Source organism: Enterobacter cloacae complex sp. 2024EL-00214 (assembly GCF_043945575.1).
Lineage (GTDB): Bacteria > Pseudomonadota > Gammaproteobacteria > Enterobacterales > Enterobacteriaceae > Enterobacter > Enterobacter cloacae_P.
This window is the reverse complement of record NZ_JBIMRC010000008.1, coordinates 75,885-88,965: the sequence shown is the minus strand read 5'-3', so window position 1 is coordinate 88,965 and position 13,081 is coordinate 75,885. Positions and strand designations below refer to the sequence as shown.

22 protein-coding genes are annotated in these 13,081 nt (G+C 44.2%); 15 read left to right on the top strand and 7 right to left on the bottom strand.

All coding sequences use genetic code 11. The features are described from left to right. Nucleotides 1-405: 405 nt before the first annotated feature. Both ACHHZ6_RS11165 and ACHHZ6_RS11160 read right to left on the bottom strand, forming a co-directional pair. Nucleotides 406-702 carry a hypothetical protein gene (locus ACHHZ6_RS11165; protein WP_063201834.1) on the bottom strand — a complete coding sequence of 99 codons (297 nt, stop codon included), beginning with the start codon at nucleotides 700-702 and terminating at the stop codon, nucleotides 406-408. Continuing rightward, complete coding sequence (locus tag ACHHZ6_RS11160) at nucleotides 686-892, bottom strand: Cro/CI family transcriptional regulator (protein WP_060569205.1); 207 nt, start codon at nucleotides 890-892, stop codon at nucleotides 686-688. The genes ACHHZ6_RS11165 and ACHHZ6_RS11160 overlap by 17 nt, the downstream gene beginning before the upstream one ends. 92 nt (nucleotides 893-984) lie before the next feature. Between ACHHZ6_RS11160 and ACHHZ6_RS11155 the strand changes: the two genes are divergently transcribed. From ACHHZ6_RS11155 to ACHHZ6_RS11100, 12 genes are all read left to right on the top strand, one after another. After that, complete coding sequence (locus tag ACHHZ6_RS11155) at nucleotides 985-1,686, top strand: LexA family transcriptional regulator (protein WP_103142036.1); 702 nt, start codon at nucleotides 985-987, stop codon at nucleotides 1,684-1,686. Nucleotides 1,687-1,850: 164 nt separating this feature from the next. Beyond that, entirely contained in the window at nucleotides 1,851-2,156 is a 306-nt protein-coding gene (locus ACHHZ6_RS11150; protein ID WP_063201841.1) for a hypothetical protein, read from the top strand. A 60-nt stretch (nucleotides 2,157-2,216) separates the two neighbouring features. Next, nucleotides 2,217-2,603: a helix-turn-helix transcriptional regulator gene (locus ACHHZ6_RS11145; RefSeq protein ID WP_395122224.1), complete on the top strand. Its 387-nt coding sequence runs from the start codon at nucleotides 2,217-2,219 to the stop codon at nucleotides 2,601-2,603. A gap of 106 nt (nucleotides 2,604-2,709) precedes the next feature. Beyond that, nucleotides 2,710-2,931 (top strand): hypothetical protein, encoded by a 222-nt coding sequence (locus tag ACHHZ6_RS11140; RefSeq protein ID WP_182014130.1) that lies wholly within the window; start codon nucleotides 2,710-2,712, stop codon nucleotides 2,929-2,931. Continuing rightward, nucleotides 2,924-3,289, top strand: coding sequence for a hypothetical protein (locus ACHHZ6_RS11135; protein ID WP_103142032.1), 366 nt, complete (start codon nucleotides 2,924-2,926; stop codon nucleotides 3,287-3,289). Before ACHHZ6_RS11140 ends, ACHHZ6_RS11135 begins: the two co-directional genes overlap by 8 nt. Continuing rightward, entirely contained in the window at nucleotides 3,282-3,494 is a 213-nt protein-coding gene (locus tag ACHHZ6_RS11130; protein WP_023325728.1) for a hypothetical protein, read from the top strand. Before ACHHZ6_RS11135 ends, ACHHZ6_RS11130 begins: the two co-directional genes overlap by 8 nt. Continuing rightward, nucleotides 3,466-3,687, top strand: a complete 222-nt coding sequence (locus tag ACHHZ6_RS11125; RefSeq protein WP_112018797.1) for a hypothetical protein — start codon at nucleotides 3,466-3,468, stop codon at nucleotides 3,685-3,687. The genes ACHHZ6_RS11130 and ACHHZ6_RS11125 overlap by 29 nt, the downstream gene beginning before the upstream one ends. 100 nt (nucleotides 3,688-3,787) lie before the next feature. Continuing rightward, nucleotides 3,788-4,000 (top strand): hypothetical protein, encoded by a 213-nt coding sequence (locus tag ACHHZ6_RS11120; RefSeq protein WP_060569199.1) that lies wholly within the window; start codon nucleotides 3,788-3,790, stop codon nucleotides 3,998-4,000. Then, nucleotides 3,997-4,395, top strand: a complete 399-nt coding sequence (locus tag ACHHZ6_RS11115; protein ID WP_284564270.1) for a hypothetical protein — start codon at nucleotides 3,997-3,999, stop codon at nucleotides 4,393-4,395. The genes ACHHZ6_RS11120 and ACHHZ6_RS11115 overlap by 4 nt, the downstream gene beginning before the upstream one ends. Next, a complete protein-coding gene (locus ACHHZ6_RS11110) occupies nucleotides 4,385-4,594 on the top strand; it encodes a hypothetical protein (protein WP_000050710.1) in 210 nt (69 codons plus the stop codon). Before ACHHZ6_RS11115 ends, ACHHZ6_RS11110 begins: the two co-directional genes overlap by 11 nt. Beyond that, nucleotides 4,549-5,721 carry an Arm DNA-binding domain-containing protein gene (locus ACHHZ6_RS11105; RefSeq protein ID WP_284564269.1) on the top strand — a complete coding sequence of 391 codons (1,173 nt, stop codon included), beginning with the start codon at nucleotides 4,549-4,551 and terminating at the stop codon, nucleotides 5,719-5,721. Before ACHHZ6_RS11110 ends, ACHHZ6_RS11105 begins: the two co-directional genes overlap by 46 nt. A 352-nt stretch (nucleotides 5,722-6,073) precedes the next feature. After that, nucleotides 6,074-7,273 (top strand): integrase domain-containing protein, encoded by a 1,200-nt coding sequence (locus ACHHZ6_RS11100; protein ID WP_395122223.1) that lies wholly within the window; start codon nucleotides 6,074-6,076, stop codon nucleotides 7,271-7,273. Here ACHHZ6_RS11100 and ACHHZ6_RS11095 read toward each other — a convergent pair whose 3' ends face one another. Genes ACHHZ6_RS11095 through ACHHZ6_RS11080 form a run of 4 tightly spaced genes read right to left on the bottom strand, consistent with a single transcriptional unit; the run spans nucleotide 7,274 to nucleotide 9,989 of the window. Then, nucleotides 7,274-8,971, bottom strand: a complete 1,698-nt coding sequence (locus ACHHZ6_RS11095; protein ID WP_395122222.1) for a DUF2326 domain-containing protein — start codon at nucleotides 8,969-8,971, stop codon at nucleotides 7,274-7,276. After that, on the bottom strand, nucleotides 8,958-9,191 hold the full coding sequence (locus ACHHZ6_RS11090; RefSeq protein WP_395122221.1) for an ABC-three component system middle component 6: 234 nt from the start codon (nucleotides 9,189-9,191) through the stop codon (nucleotides 8,958-8,960). The genes ACHHZ6_RS11095 and ACHHZ6_RS11090 overlap by 14 nt, the downstream gene beginning before the upstream one ends. Continuing rightward, complete coding sequence (locus ACHHZ6_RS11085; RefSeq protein ID WP_099823887.1) at nucleotides 9,178-9,726, bottom strand: hypothetical protein; 549 nt, start codon at nucleotides 9,724-9,726, stop codon at nucleotides 9,178-9,180. The genes ACHHZ6_RS11090 and ACHHZ6_RS11085 overlap by 14 nt, the downstream gene beginning before the upstream one ends. 2 nt (nucleotides 9,727-9,728) lie before the next feature. Next, entirely contained in the window at nucleotides 9,729-9,989 is a 261-nt protein-coding gene (locus ACHHZ6_RS11080; RefSeq protein ID WP_395122220.1) for a hypothetical protein, read from the bottom strand. 311 nt (nucleotides 9,990-10,300) lie between these two features. Between ACHHZ6_RS11080 and ACHHZ6_RS11075 the strand changes: the two genes are divergently transcribed. Beyond that, a protein-coding gene (locus ACHHZ6_RS11075) for an IS3 family transposase (RefSeq protein WP_395122219.1) occupies nucleotides 10,301-11,412 on the top strand; the annotation gives its coding sequence in 2 pieces (ribosomal slippage) (nucleotides 10,301-10,562 and nucleotides 10,562-11,412; 1,113 coding nt in all). Nucleotides 11,413-11,465: 53 nt separating this feature from the next. Here the strand turns inward: ACHHZ6_RS11075 and ACHHZ6_RS11070 are convergent. Then, nucleotides 11,466-11,999, bottom strand: a complete 534-nt coding sequence (locus tag ACHHZ6_RS11070) for a hypothetical protein (protein ID WP_395122218.1) — start codon at nucleotides 11,997-11,999, stop codon at nucleotides 11,466-11,468. 199 nt (nucleotides 12,000-12,198) lie between these two features. Between ACHHZ6_RS11070 and ACHHZ6_RS11065 the strand changes: the two genes are divergently transcribed. Together ACHHZ6_RS11065 and ACHHZ6_RS11060 are read left to right on the top strand one after the other, a co-directional pair. Next, nucleotides 12,199-12,555, top strand: coding sequence for a hypothetical protein (locus ACHHZ6_RS11065; RefSeq protein WP_395122253.1), 357 nt, complete (start codon nucleotides 12,199-12,201; stop codon nucleotides 12,553-12,555). A 131-nt stretch (nucleotides 12,556-12,686) separates the two neighbouring features. Continuing rightward, nucleotides 12,687-13,031 (top strand): cupin domain-containing protein, encoded by a 345-nt coding sequence (locus ACHHZ6_RS11060; protein ID WP_196390406.1) that lies wholly within the window; start codon nucleotides 12,687-12,689, stop codon nucleotides 13,029-13,031. The last annotated feature ends 50 nt before the right edge of the window (nucleotides 13,032-13,081 follow it).

The window sequence follows — 13,081 nt, the reverse complement described above, 5'->3', positions numbered from 1 at the left end:
GATAATAATTTTGTGATGTGGTTTTCATGGATTCCCCCTCACATGGCTGGTGGCCTCCCCAAAGGCTGCCAGCCTCCCTTCTGATTCAGCTCCTCTGAAAAATCACTCTTCCAGGAAGAACCCTTTTCGTTTCTCAGCGCCTGAGCGCCTTGTACTACCTTGCTGATACGGGCGTTTTTTTAATTGCGCCTCTAAGACAGTGATCTACTTAACCAATGGATCTCTCCTGTTGGAAAAGACCCTATTCCTGCCCCTACACCCAATCCCCCCTTACCCCCCTTTCCCTCTTCCCCATAAAAACGTACTACTTCCCTAGTACATATGAGGAGTTGGGTCAGTTGGTTGCCAACCTGAACAGGCACCTTTAAGCCTGCTTCTGTTCGGGTACCTTTAAACCCGAAACAATCAGGATCGCGATTGCGTTCCAGCCAGGGGAGGTTCGGCGGTATACCCCTGTAAAGCTCTGCCCTGATTTCTCACAAACAGGCGAAGCCTTGTGTTTGCTTCATGCCTTGCCCGGTTCTCCTTGCGGTATGAAACGGGTTCGGCCTCGAACGTCTCCTGATACACAGCTGCATAACGCTGGATAGCTTTTTGTCGTGCAGTTGGTGTCAGGCTAAGTAACTGCTGCTTAATCCACTCGGCATCCGCATGGCTAAAATCTGAAGGTAAGATGCTGAGTAACTCAGGCTCTGGTTTCATCGCTTCGCCGCTTAGATGGGAATGCTTTGTTTTCAAAAGCTGAAACAGTCCCCTCCTCAGAAATCACAACAAAGATTTCCCGACCGGCTCTTAATGCTTTGCTTATGGCAATTTGCGTTACTCCGAGCGCTGCGCCAGCTCTTACCTGGCCGTGCTCTTTCACGTATTCCTTAAGAGTAATCTGGTTCATACGTCCTCTACGATTAAATACTACTAAAAGTATTAAAATGAAGGGTACTATAGGTAGGAGACATAATCAAACTTTTGGTATTAAATCAGGCTATGGAAAAGAAAAGCAGATTGACGACAGAACAGCTTCAAGACGCAGCGCGCCTTAAGGCCTTGTATGACTCGAAGAAAAAAGAATTGGGCATCACCCAAGCTGATATGGCCGACGAACTGGACATTTCTCAGGGAGCTGTCGGTCATTACCTGAACGGTAGAAACCCACTGAATCTTCCAGTTGCAGCTAAGTTTGCGAAACTGCTTCATGAGCCGATTTCGAGTTTCAGCCCAGCTCTTGCTAAAGAAGCTGAGCTGTTATCTCAGGTATCAAACGTTACTTATCATGGCCCGGCCAAACCACGTGGGACATACCCGCTCATTAGCTGGGTAAGTGCAGGGGCATGGTGTGAGGCTATAGAACCGTACACCCTCAAAGACATTGATGAATGGTACGATTCCGATGCACACATTGAAGGTCAAGGATTCTGGTTGAAAGTCCAGGGTGACTCAATGACTTCTCCTGTCGGTATGAGCATTCCTGAAGGTATGTACGTTTTAGTCGATACAGGTAAAGAACCAATCAATGGGAGTTTAGTAGTTGCCAAGCTTACCGACGCAAACGAAGCGACCTTTAAAAAACTGGTAATTGACGCCGGGAAAACCTATCTCAAGCCATTGAATCCTCAATATCCTCTCATTCCAATCAACGGCAATTGCAGGATCATAGGTGTCGTTGTTCAAGCTATGATGTGGCTCTGATTAAGCTACTAACAGTACAAAACCTGTCCTCCTGACAGGTTTTTTTTATTTCTTTACATTTCAATAAGTAAGCACATACTCGCCACAAAACTATACTTTTAGTATTGCAGATACTAAAACATCTAGTATTATTCATTTCATCGGCAAGTGACGGAGCCAGAGAAATGAAAAGAGATCCACAAGTGGTAACGGGTAATAGGCACTTTGATATTCATAAAAAAATCAAAGAAAGCAGAAGCCATTGGGTATATTTAAAAACAGCGCAACCCTATCAGGGCGATGCTAATTACGAATTTATCACCAATCTTATCGATGGGATAGAATTTGCGATTTACCAAAGATATGAAAACTATTTCGTATTAGTTGATTTTTTCAAAAGCTATGATGATGCCTGTGATGAAGCTAAAAAAATAATTGATGAGCATCCTGATATTAAAAATATGTTTTCCGCTAGATCATTGATTAAATAAATATAGAAATAAATATAACGCCTTAACTGGCGTGACCAAACTCACCCTGAGGAAATGAAAATGCAAAATTCACTTTCTTTCAACGAGCCAATTAAAACACCACAAATGCTTTTCGGCTCAGACAATATTAATGATTTTGGAAACAGAGTTAAGAGCTGCAGGATGGAAGGTGATTCAATGCAGCCGACTATCGAACCCTGTGAGATTGTAGCTTTCGTTGATTGTGGAGGCCGCGTTCTTACCCCCGGAATCTATGTTTTTACGGGCGATGTTTTTGGCCGTAACTGCCTGTTCATCAAGCGAATAGAACCCTTGCCGGACGGGGCACTAAAGATTATTTCTGACAATCTCCATTACCAAACTTTCACGCTTAATGTCGGTGAGCAAAAAGACATACGTATTCACGGAAGAGTAGTCGCATCTTTAGCTGTGAGGCGCTTCGTATGACTTTCATCAAAGATAAAACGGCGTATAGATCAGCATGCCTTTATGCGGCCTGCGGTTATGAGGTAATCGCCCGACTTTACCTTAAAAAAGCATATGGACGGTAATTATGAGCATTTTAAAAAGGCAGGATATTCAGGGCGTGAATATCAAAGCAGAACAGTTATCTGGTTTGTCGCAAACATTATATGAATATCACGACAAGCTCGACCGATTTCAACTTAAAACTCTATGTGCTCTGGTTTATGACCTGGCCGCTGAGATTCACGGATGGACGGAAAAGGAGGAAGAAATAGTTATGAGTTTGGAGGAAGAACAGCGCAATGGATAAATTAATAGAAACATATCGGCGCCGAATACTTAAAGCCGCGTTATTACGCCACCAGCGTAAAACCGGAAGCACCTGCATCATTATTAATATGCCTAAGGGGGGAATAAACACCGTCGAATTAACAGAAATACTACTTGATGGTCTGTTGAGACGATTCGAAAAGCTGGCTCTCAGTGAATACGGGAATATCGACGGCGTAAAAGCCATCAGAGGAATTTACAGCAACGCCGTAGATGTGAATGGCAGCGGTGAGTTCCTGACAGAAAGCGGAAAGGCATTAATCGACGATCTCATTGCTGAGCTGGTCGAGTTTGCCAAGAAACAAAAATCAGTCACAGCGGAGACAAGCCATGAGTGATCAGACACCAATTATCACGCACGAACCAGTAAATATCGTGCTGACAATCGAGAACGGGAAAGTTATCCACGCGCGCCCGGTTCAGAACGGCGAGGTTACAGCATCGCTGGAGACTTTTTTATGGATGGCTGAACAAGCCGGTTACACGATCACCCCACCTGCAGGAGAGAAGGACAATGGCCCTGACAGCGATACGAATTCCTGAGTGGGTGCACCTGCAGGCGGTCCATGTCCTCCGCCAGTTCAGAGCCAGGCGGATTCATCCCTGCCGTATGCACGGCTCCGGAAACCTGAGCCTGAAGGTTAATCGCCGCTGGCGGCTGCTGTCCCGAGATGGCGGCCAGAACTGGGAAGTAATGAGCCATGAACGATACAGCAAACTGAAGGACAGAAAATGAAAGCATTCTTCCTTTCCCTGCTGTTTGGCCTGTTGTTGGTGGCCGTCGTGTTCGGCTCGCTGATTGAGTACAAATTTTTGATGGATTTCGGGAGTTGAGTATGAAAACGGGACAACAACCAGCTTACCCATGCCCTCGCACTGATTCTCCTCAGGGCATGACTTATCGCCAGTATCTTGTAAGTCAGCTCGCGCCGGTAGTCGCTGCTCAGTTCTTCGAAAGTAGCGCATGGACCGACTACGACGACATGGCCGGCTCTCTGATGATGATGGTCGACAGCATTATTGAAGCTGAAAAGGAGACAGCACAATGAGAAAATCAGCAAAAGAGCTTTATACCGTACCTGAATGGATGCGCCCGTACCTTACGTTATTCCAAAACACTGGAGGTAATGACGTTGAGGATCTGCTTCACGATGAAGACACCAATATGTTCGCAAATAGCATTCGGTACATGTTGATCGTGTCCGCTCGTTCACAATTCGGATTGCTGATGGATATGTATAAAAATGGGCAGATTATCGAGCTTGAAACGATGAAAACAGCCCCTGTGGGTGAAGATTATCAGTCAGCGATCGACATCTTGCGCGACAGAGCTGCTCGCGAACTCGATGGTGGTTTTCGCTCACATCACAACGCCCTGATTTATGCAGCTAATGAACTGGAAAATGCCCAGGCTTTCGGGCGGGAGGTCAGTCATGAGTCTTGACTGTGTACCCCTTTCTACGTACTGCAGGGACGCGGGGGAAACGGTAGAAGCCGTTAACAAACGGATACAAAGGGGGTTATGGAAGGAGGGAGTACATGTATTAAAAGTCGATGGCGTTAAAGAACGCTGGATTGACTTAACGGAGGTTTCAAAGTGGGCAAGAAAGAACAAGGATCATTATCTCTCCCAAGAGGAGTAACTATCCGCCAGCATAAAACTGGCGACACTCTGGTTATCACTTTCACATACAAAGGGGTTCTGTGCCGGGAGCCCCTCTCCAAAATGGAAGCAAACGCGCGCGGTGTGAAGTACGCCGAGCGCCTGCTCGGGGAGATACAAAACCAGATCGTCAGTGGCACATTCGATTATGCGAAATACTTCCCAAACTCCAAAAAGCTGGAGCTTTTCGGGGTAGTAAAGAAAACCAAAAATATAAAGTCTTACCTGGACGAGTACCTGAAAATCTGCCAGAACCGCAACCTGTCCCCGTCGACTATCAACGGTTATGAAAAATGCCTGTCGGCGCTGTCAGCTCTGCATAAACTCCACGTGTCAGAACTGACGCCAGCGGTCCTTAAAAACTGGATAGCCAGCCGAAAAACAAAGCTGAAAACGACCAGGAATAACCTTTCGTTTCTGCGCAGCGCCATCGATGAAGCTGTTACGGATGGCCTGCTGACCATTAACCCGGTAACCCTCGTCAGCGCAAGCCGGTACCACGTGATCGACAGCAGCCCGAGCGCCGACGATTACGAGGTTGACCCGTTCACGCCAGCGGAAACCCTCGCCATTTACCAGAGCTGCAGGTACCCGGAATGGGAAAACCTGTTCCGCTTTGCTTTCAATACCGGTCTGCGGAGCTCCGAACTGTGCGCGCTGCGCTGGCCTGATCTCGACACCATCGCGAACACAGCCCACGTTCAGGCGGCCAGTGTCGTAGGGGTACTTAAAGGCACCAAGACAAAAGCCGGTACCCGTAAGGTGGAGCTGAACAGTGAGGCGCTGGCGGCCCTGCAGGCGCAGAAGCAATACACCTTTATGAAAAGTGAGTTCATATTCAGCGACCCGAAAACGGGAGAACCCTGGGCGAACGCCGACGCTATCCGAAAAAAAGCATGGGTGCCGACCCTGAAAAAAGCTGGCGTGCGCTATCGTAACCCGTACCAGACGCGGCACACATTCGCCACCAAGCATATTAGCCAGGGCGTTAACCTCTTCTGGCTTGCAGGACAAATGGGCCACAAAGGGCCTGAAATGATATTCCGCAACTACGGTAAATACCTGGCTGAATATGACGGTAAAACCGCGATTTCAGCCGCGCTGTAGCGGGGGAAATATTTCAAAATGTTGGACAGAATCAGGACGTTAGACAGACCTCAATATGCACGTAAAATGCACCTGAGGCCTGTCACAGTGACAGAATTGTTTATTTTCAATGAGTTAAACACTTCTCGGACGCGAGTTCAACTCCCGCCAGCTCCACCAAAATCCTTCGAAGATGATTCCAGAGTCATCCGTAGAAGTCCTGAAAGCCCGCACGGCGCAAGCCCTGCGGGCTTTTTTGTGTTTGTAATCGTCCGAGACGATCCGCCTGAATCCAGTAAAAATTGGTACACGTTTAGGTACACGTTATACTGTGGTCCAATAAACGTGTACCAATTATGGAAGGAATCCAGACATGGCGCGCATCACACTCCCCCTCACTAACAATGAAATTCTTAAAGCTAAACCCCGCGAAAAAGACTTTACCCTGCACGATGGAGACGGCCTTTTCTTACTCGTCAAAACCTCGGGTAAAAAGCTTTGGCGTTTTCGCTACCAGCGGCCAAACAGTGTTAACCGAACAAATCTGAGCCTTGGCGCATACCCTGCCCTGACACTCGCAGCCGCACGTCAAATACGCGATCAACATCTATCCCTTTTAGCACAAGGTATAGACCCTCAACAGCAACAAGAAATGGTTTCAGAACAGCGCCAAATAGAGGTGGACAGTGTTTTCTCTGTAGTTGCTTCCAATTGGTTCCAACTAAAGAGCAAAAGTGTCACACCGGATTATGCAAAAGACATTTGGCTCTCTTTAGATAAAGACGTGTTCCCAGCTATTGGTGAGATACCAGTTCAGGAGATTAAAGCCAGAACGATCATTGAAGCGCTGGAGCCAATCAAAGCGCGTGGAGCACTGGAGACCGTTCGTCGTCTGGTACAGCGTATTAATGAGATTATGATTTACGCGGTAAATACTAGCTTGCTTGATGCGAATCCTGCATCAGGCGTAGGTATGGCTTTTGAGCGACCGAAAAAGCAAAACATGCCCACGTTGAGACCAGAAGAATTGCCAAAGTTGATGCGATCTTTGGTCATGTCAAACTTATCGGTTCCAACTCGCTGTCTCATTGAGTGGCAACTCCTAACCCTTGTGCGTCCATCAGAAGCTAGTGGTACGCGATGGGCAGAGATCGATCTTGAAACAAAACTTTGGACAATTCCTGCGGAACGGATGAAGGCTAAGCGTGAGCATATTATCCCTCTTTCACCTCAGGCATTAGAGATTCTCGAAGTCATGAAGCCTATCAGTGCTCATAGAGATTATGTATTTCCAAGCAGGAATAACCCAAGGCAACAAATGAATAGCCAAACGGCTAATGCTGCACTTAAGCGTATCGGTTACGGTGGAAAACTTGTAGCACATGGATTGCGTTCAATTGCAAGCACAGCTATGAATGAAGTTGGGTTCAATGCCGATGTTATAGAAGCTGCACTAGCTCATAGTGATAAAAATGAAGTACGAAGAGCTTATAATCGCTCAACGTACTTAAATAAAAGAAGTGAACTCATGATATGGTGGGGAGAATTTGTTTATCGAATAAAACCCACCTAATTACACTTTAAAGAATTTATTAGTTGATGATAGCTCAAGGATCGAGTTATCCTCCATCAACTTTAAATCCGCCTTGTCAGAGAATTTATCACTTAAGATGGAAACAATATATTGCCCATTAATCGCATTAGCTTCTGCAAAGATATCTCTAATTTGATTTACATCGACATCTTCAATACTATCATGAATAATAAAGGTTGGCCTTTTCAATTTTATTTTGTCAACAAATTTAATATACGCTAAATCAAATGCTGTTATCTCTCCTTTCTTTTTACCTCCATTGCTATTTGGAGTAACACAAGATATATCAAAATCACACTTTCCTTTATCCTTATCAAAGGACAAATCAAAAATATATCTTTCGTTATATATCTCTTTCGTTAAGTCTCCAAAGAACTCATTAAAAATCTCGATGTTTTTTTCTAACCCTTTAACTGCTGAGTCAATTTCCAAAAGCAACTCTTCGCGGCTATCCTCTAACGACTTTATTTTAGCGTTGGTTTCATTAATACGCGTAAGATTGGACTCTATACTCGCGTAATTCTCGCGCAATTCAGTTAATCTGCTGTAAAGTTGATTGATAGACTTTAGGGTTTCAGGTTCTTTAATGGTTTTAAACAATGAGGATTCTAATTCATGTAGACTATTTATTTCTAGATTAACGTGATCGATTTCCTGTTTTTTCTTTGATAATTCCGACTCAAGAAAAGTAATTTTATTACTGATAACATCATTATGAAATAAAACCATCTCCTCATATGATTTTTTGAGCTCATCTTTAAAATAAATACCGGCCGAATGATATATGTCAATTAAGTCATCTTCTACAGCCTGGGTTATATTATTTTGAAGTGAAAAAATTGATTCTTCAATATTCTTCACTCGCATGTTTAACTCGGCATACTTCAAAGAAAAATCACTAATAACAGTCTGTATTTGCGATAATTTTTTCAAACTATCATCGTGGCTATCTTTAAAATCAAAGTTCTTGATGCTTTTTTCTGCCTCCGATATTTCTTTCCTAAGAGGTTTTATCATTTTTGATAATACAGTTTCTCTATGGGGATTTCTATATGCAGCTAAATATGTCTTTTGCTTTTTAATTTCTTTATTATAATCACCTTTCTTTTTTATAAGTGGCAAGCCATTGAAACCAAACAAGAATAAATACAGTAAATCATAAGCATCAGCTGTAGTGTTACCATGTAGGAAATTAAGAGTCATTTGCATTTTTTCATTCGTATTTCTAATAAATTTATGCGAAACATTTCTTAATGATGGCTTTTCGGTTGTTAACCCAAAGACTGACCTTGAAACAAAATCTGAATACTCTTTCTTGTCAACCTCAATATCATCTACAAGATACTTTGAACTTTTCTCATCTGTAGAAATTATTCTTGAGACACTAGCTTTTTTATTTTCTACTGTGTTGTAATCTAATTTAAACAATAAAACACTTTCATTGATTAGCGAAACTATTTCAGGAATATCCTTTCCAAACTCAGCATCATGATAAATATCATGACCTGAAGACATAAATAAATAATCTAGGACACGTGACAAGGTTGATTTACCAACGCTATTACCACTTTCCTTGCCAGAGGTTCGTTTATTGACTATTAAATTCAAACCATTCTTAAATTCAATCACTCTCACGACTTTATTATTTTTTAATATAGTAAGTTTATTGAGCCGCATAGATAACACCTCCATTTCCGTCTAAATGAACCGAACCAATGACAAAGAGCCAGTCTAATGAGTAAAGAAAAAGATCAAAAGATAATTCCAGTAACTCATTGACCATATCATACAAATGAGTAATATCAATAACCCTTGAATCATTGGCCAGAAAAATCCGCAGAATCAACCCACCGATATATATGGGATTTGCTTTAGGGTCTGTATCAATTGTAATCATTAGGATTCTCCAATACGATGCATTCAATAATTGAATAGCTCACAATCATACGAATCCCGTAATCAATGTCCTCTTGTAAAAATTCCGTTCCTAACTCAGAGCAAGAATTAACAGTCTCTTGAGCAGAGAAAACCACCTCATCTACAATATTATCTGAGTTTACCTTTATGATGCTCATATCATAGGGCTTTTCAAACAGGCCATATCGTCCTAATGCTGCATTATAATAATTCCTAAATTGCCTTTTTAGCTTAACGCTGCCCTGATAGATTATACTATCTAAAGTCTTGACAGAATTATCGACCAGCAATGCATCTTCTTTATACAACTCTGCTATCCATCGATTTCTTTTCAGGTCATTGAATGAAATCTTAACGTTAATTTCTGACGCAGTCCTTCTTAAGCTTTGTCCACCGCCTTCAGAACTGGAAATGATCTCAATCAACTTCCCAATAACACTTGCCCTCAAGACTCTTGGCTGATTATTTATGAGCACCGGCCCAAGATTATCCTTAAAACTTACACCTGAAGACATAACTACCCCCGATTATCAATATTAACAGGGCCGTTATTTTCTTGAAAATATTGAGAGCGCTCTCCTTGACTAATAGTATTTTTGTTTGTGGTAATAGTTGTAATCTGCGAATTTAGCTCATTAATTGTTATATTGAGTTGTTTAATTTCATTATCTTTCTTAGAAACTTGCACAGTTTGATATATGGCAATAACACCAGAAACGACACCAACTAAATAACCAAAGGCACTTACATATTCGTTAGCAAGTATAGATGCAATCATTTGGAACTCCATTTCAAGATTGAGAGATTTAAAGGGTTTGTTGTTCGAGCATAGCAAGATCAAGCTAGTAAATGAACAATTATTGATCGCTATTACTACACTGGTCTCACTCAACTGAGTTGCCTGATACTAGTGGACGGTTTTTGCTATTACTCACAAGCCTATTGAGACTTTCGCTATGCTCTCGACGCATCTGTTCTGGCTTCTTGTTACCCTAATTCCAAGGCTAACGTGTAAGTATCCCGGTAAAACGAACCACTCACTTTTAGAGATCTTCCGACATACTGATTGTATTCCCTGAGGAGATCGCCATGCGTAAAGCCCGATTCACTGAGCACCAGATCATCGCTGTCCTGAAGTCTGTTGAAGCCGGACGTACCGTCAAGGATGTCTGCCGCGAAGCAGGGATTTCTGAAGCCTCGTACTACAACTGGAAAGCAAAGTACGGTGGGATGGAAGCCTCTGATATCAAAAAGATGAAAGATCTTGAGGACGAAAACCGACGCCTCAAACAGATGTTTGCTGATCTCAGTCTTGAGTGCCGGGCACTTAAAGACGTCATCGAAAAAAAGCTTTAAAACCAGCGATAAAGCGTGAACTCGTCAGCTATCTGACAGCGCAATTTGCCATGAGTTTACGCCAGGCCTGCAGGACAGTATCGCTGAGCAGGACGGTGTATTTTTATCGGCCCGATACCCGGCGTGATGAACCGGTGATCCATGCACTGACTGAACTGGCAGAACGCTATCCGCGATATGGTTTTAAGAAGCTGTTCCAGCTGCTGCGCAGGCAGGGCAATACCTGGAACCATAAACGCGTTCACCGGATTTACTGCCTGCTGAAACTGAATTTTCGTCGCAAGGGAAAACAGCGTCTGCCAGTGCGTAACCCGGCACCACTGGCGACGCCGCAAGCGTTAAACCAGAGCTGGTCCATCGATTTTATGCACGACGCGCTGCTCTGCGGCAGACGCTTCCGGACCTTCAATGTGGTGGATGATTTTAACCGCGAAGCACTGGCGATAGAAATCGACCTGAATATCCCGGCTCAGCGAGTCATCCGGGTGTTGGACAGGATCGTGGCAAACCGCGGCTACCCGCTGAAGATGCGGATGGACAACGGGCCAGAACTGGTCTCACTGGCGCTGGCACAATGGGCCGAAGAACATGGCGTGCAACTCGAATTTATCAAGCCGGGTAAACCAACACAGAATGCTTTTATCGAACGGTTCAACCGGACATACCGGACAGAAATCCTGGATTTTTATCTGTTCAGGACACTAAATGAAGCACGGGAAATTACTGGGCGCTGGCTGATGGAATATAACAGCGAGCGACCACATGAGTCCCTGAATAACCTGACACCGGAAGAGTACTGGCTGATGGCTGAAAAACCGGAAATCTCAAAAAGTGCGTGGAACTAAAACAGGTGTGCTTACAATCCGACACCGGGTTATCCAGAAGTCCCTGCAACCGCTTACTGCGACATACAACCCGCAGATTTCCCCTCGTGATATTGTCCATAAAAAGGAGCATCGAGCGTTGGAATATAAGGCCAGTCAACTTCGCTTTTTATGATATTTCGCGCAGCCATTGCTTCTTGCTCGGTTAAAAACATCCCTGAAAGACTGTTGTCAGCATCAATAGCAAAAAACGTAATCTCTGAGTCACAAAGTTGAGCGTTAACAATAACGAAGAGAGAATATGTTGCTCTTGCCCAACTTTCCTCTTCAGAACCAGGGACTTCTGCAGAATATATAGTGAACTCCTCTCCATTACACGACACTTTGTATTCTTGGATTTCAGAATCAATATACTCATAAATCTGAGCGGGATTGCGGATATGTTTTTTTAACTCAGGCAGCAAGCGTTGATAAGCCCCGGCAATCCCTTCTTCAGCCAATGTCTCAGCATCCAGAAAAATCAGGTCATCATAGTTCAAAGGACTTTCAGTGTCTTTGACATTGTCCTTTCGAAATGTTGGCAGCATTTTCAGCAATCCAGAAAACATAACATATTCCTGAGCAAAGAGTTTTTGTTACTGACGGTAAGATACAATACTTGTACAGCCCCTGACATCCTCCAGTCACTAAATATCATGCTGTGTGGCGTTCTGCTTCACTTACAGTCTATTCCTAAAGCCACCCGCGCATTTCGCATGTCATCCTTAATCACGCTCATAACACGAAAACGTTAATTGAGGATAAATGATGAAAAAAACAATTATCACATTATCTGCCGTTCTGCTGGCTTCTCCTGTTTTTGCGGCGACCACACATGCAACCGACGATACCGTCGCCACGGCGAACGCGCACGCCAGCACGGCGAAGCAAAAGCTGCATGAAGAACAGAACAAAGGTGAAGAGCTGAAGCTGAAACAAAAGCATGCCGCAGAAGGTAAAAGCGAAAGCTTTGGCGGCAAGGTCAGCGAAGATTCCCAGAAAGCCTGGCATAAAACCAAAGAGGGTACCGAGAAAGGCTGGGACGTAACCAAAGCCAGTGCAGAAAAAGGCTGGAATAAGGCCAAAGAGGGTGCCGCTGAGCTGGAAAAGAAAGTCACTGAATAACCCCTCCGAAAGGTCGCGCAAGCGGCCTTTTTTATTTCCCTCCCCTGTCCTCCTTCCATACCAACCGGAAACGCTAAAATAAAAGCGTGAAGACCGCATATTCTTCATTCCCTGAAGAGAGGTACACGCAGATGAACATTAAGGAAGTCGCACCTGAAACCCGTGGCGTCACCGTTGAGCTTCTTGCCAGCATTGACCTGGGCCCTGAAATTGCCGGGATGGAAGGCCGTCAGCTTCGTATGCGTAAGGTCACTATCGATCCGGGTGGTGTGTTTGGCCCGGTACATAACCATGTTGATCGTCCCGGCACTGTCTACATTTTACAGGGCACCATTACCGATCACCGAAATGGCATTGCAACAGACTATGGCCCGGGCGTGGGCTGGCCTGAAGATCACAACACGATTCACTGGCTGGAAAATCGCGGTAGCACCCCGGCCGTTGAAATCTCCGTTGATATTGTTCACATTGTCTGAACCCTGGACCGGCCCGACGGGCCGGTTCGGATATTACGCGGCGAATAAAA

Coding starts and splice junctions, on each gene's coding strand:
- ACHHZ6_RS11090 (WP_395122221.1), bottom strand. CDS start 9,191: ATGATTACAATTGATACAGACCCTAAAGCAAATCCCATATATATCGGT.
- ACHHZ6_RS11145 (WP_395122224.1), top strand. CDS start 2,217: ATGCAAAATTCACTTTCTTTCAACGAGCCAATTAAAACACCACAAATG.
- ACHHZ6_RS11140 (WP_182014130.1), top strand. CDS start 2,710: ATGAGCATTTTAAAAAGGCAGGATATTCAGGGCGTGAATATCAAAGCA.
- ACHHZ6_RS11110 (WP_000050710.1), top strand. CDS start 4,385: ATGAGTCTTGACTGTGTACCCCTTTCTACGTACTGCAGGGACGCGGGG.
- ACHHZ6_RS11120 (WP_060569199.1), top strand. CDS start 3,788: ATGAAAACGGGACAACAACCAGCTTACCCATGCCCTCGCACTGATTCT.
- ACHHZ6_RS11095 (WP_395122222.1), bottom strand. CDS start 8,971: ATGCGGCTCAATAAACTTACTATATTAAAAAATAATAAAGTCGTGAGA.
- ACHHZ6_RS11160 (WP_060569205.1), bottom strand. CDS start 892: ATGAACCAGATTACTCTTAAGGAATACGTGAAAGAGCACGGCCAGGTA.
- ACHHZ6_RS11125 (WP_112018797.1), top strand. CDS start 3,466: ATGGCCCTGACAGCGATACGAATTCCTGAGTGGGTGCACCTGCAGGCG.
- ACHHZ6_RS11135 (WP_103142032.1), top strand. CDS start 2,924: ATGGATAAATTAATAGAAACATATCGGCGCCGAATACTTAAAGCCGCG.
- ACHHZ6_RS11070 (WP_395122218.1), bottom strand. CDS start 11,999: ATGTTTTCTGGATTGCTGAAAATGCTGCCAACATTTCGAAAGGACAAT.
- ACHHZ6_RS11165 (WP_063201834.1), bottom strand. CDS start 702: ATGAAACCAGAGCCTGAGTTACTCAGCATCTTACCTTCAGATTTTAGC.
- ACHHZ6_RS11150 (WP_063201841.1), top strand. CDS start 1,851: ATGAAAAGAGATCCACAAGTGGTAACGGGTAATAGGCACTTTGATATT.
- ACHHZ6_RS11155 (WP_103142036.1), top strand. CDS start 985: ATGGAAAAGAAAAGCAGATTGACGACAGAACAGCTTCAAGACGCAGCG.
- ACHHZ6_RS11085 (WP_099823887.1), bottom strand. CDS start 9,726: ATGTCTTCAGGTGTAAGTTTTAAGGATAATCTTGGGCCGGTGCTCATA.
- ACHHZ6_RS11100 (WP_395122223.1), top strand. CDS start 6,074: ATGGCGCGCATCACACTCCCCCTCACTAACAATGAAATTCTTAAAGCT.
- ACHHZ6_RS11060 (WP_196390406.1), top strand. CDS start 12,687: ATGAACATTAAGGAAGTCGCACCTGAAACCCGTGGCGTCACCGTTGAG.
- ACHHZ6_RS11130 (WP_023325728.1), top strand. CDS start 3,282: ATGAGTGATCAGACACCAATTATCACGCACGAACCAGTAAATATCGTG.
- ACHHZ6_RS11065 (WP_395122253.1), top strand. CDS start 12,199: ATGAAAAAAACAATTATCACATTATCTGCCGTTCTGCTGGCTTCTCCT.
- ACHHZ6_RS11115 (WP_284564270.1), top strand. CDS start 3,997: ATGAGAAAATCAGCAAAAGAGCTTTATACCGTACCTGAATGGATGCGC.
- ACHHZ6_RS11080 (WP_395122220.1), bottom strand. CDS start 9,989: ATGATTGCATCTATACTTGCTAACGAATATGTAAGTGCCTTTGGTTAT.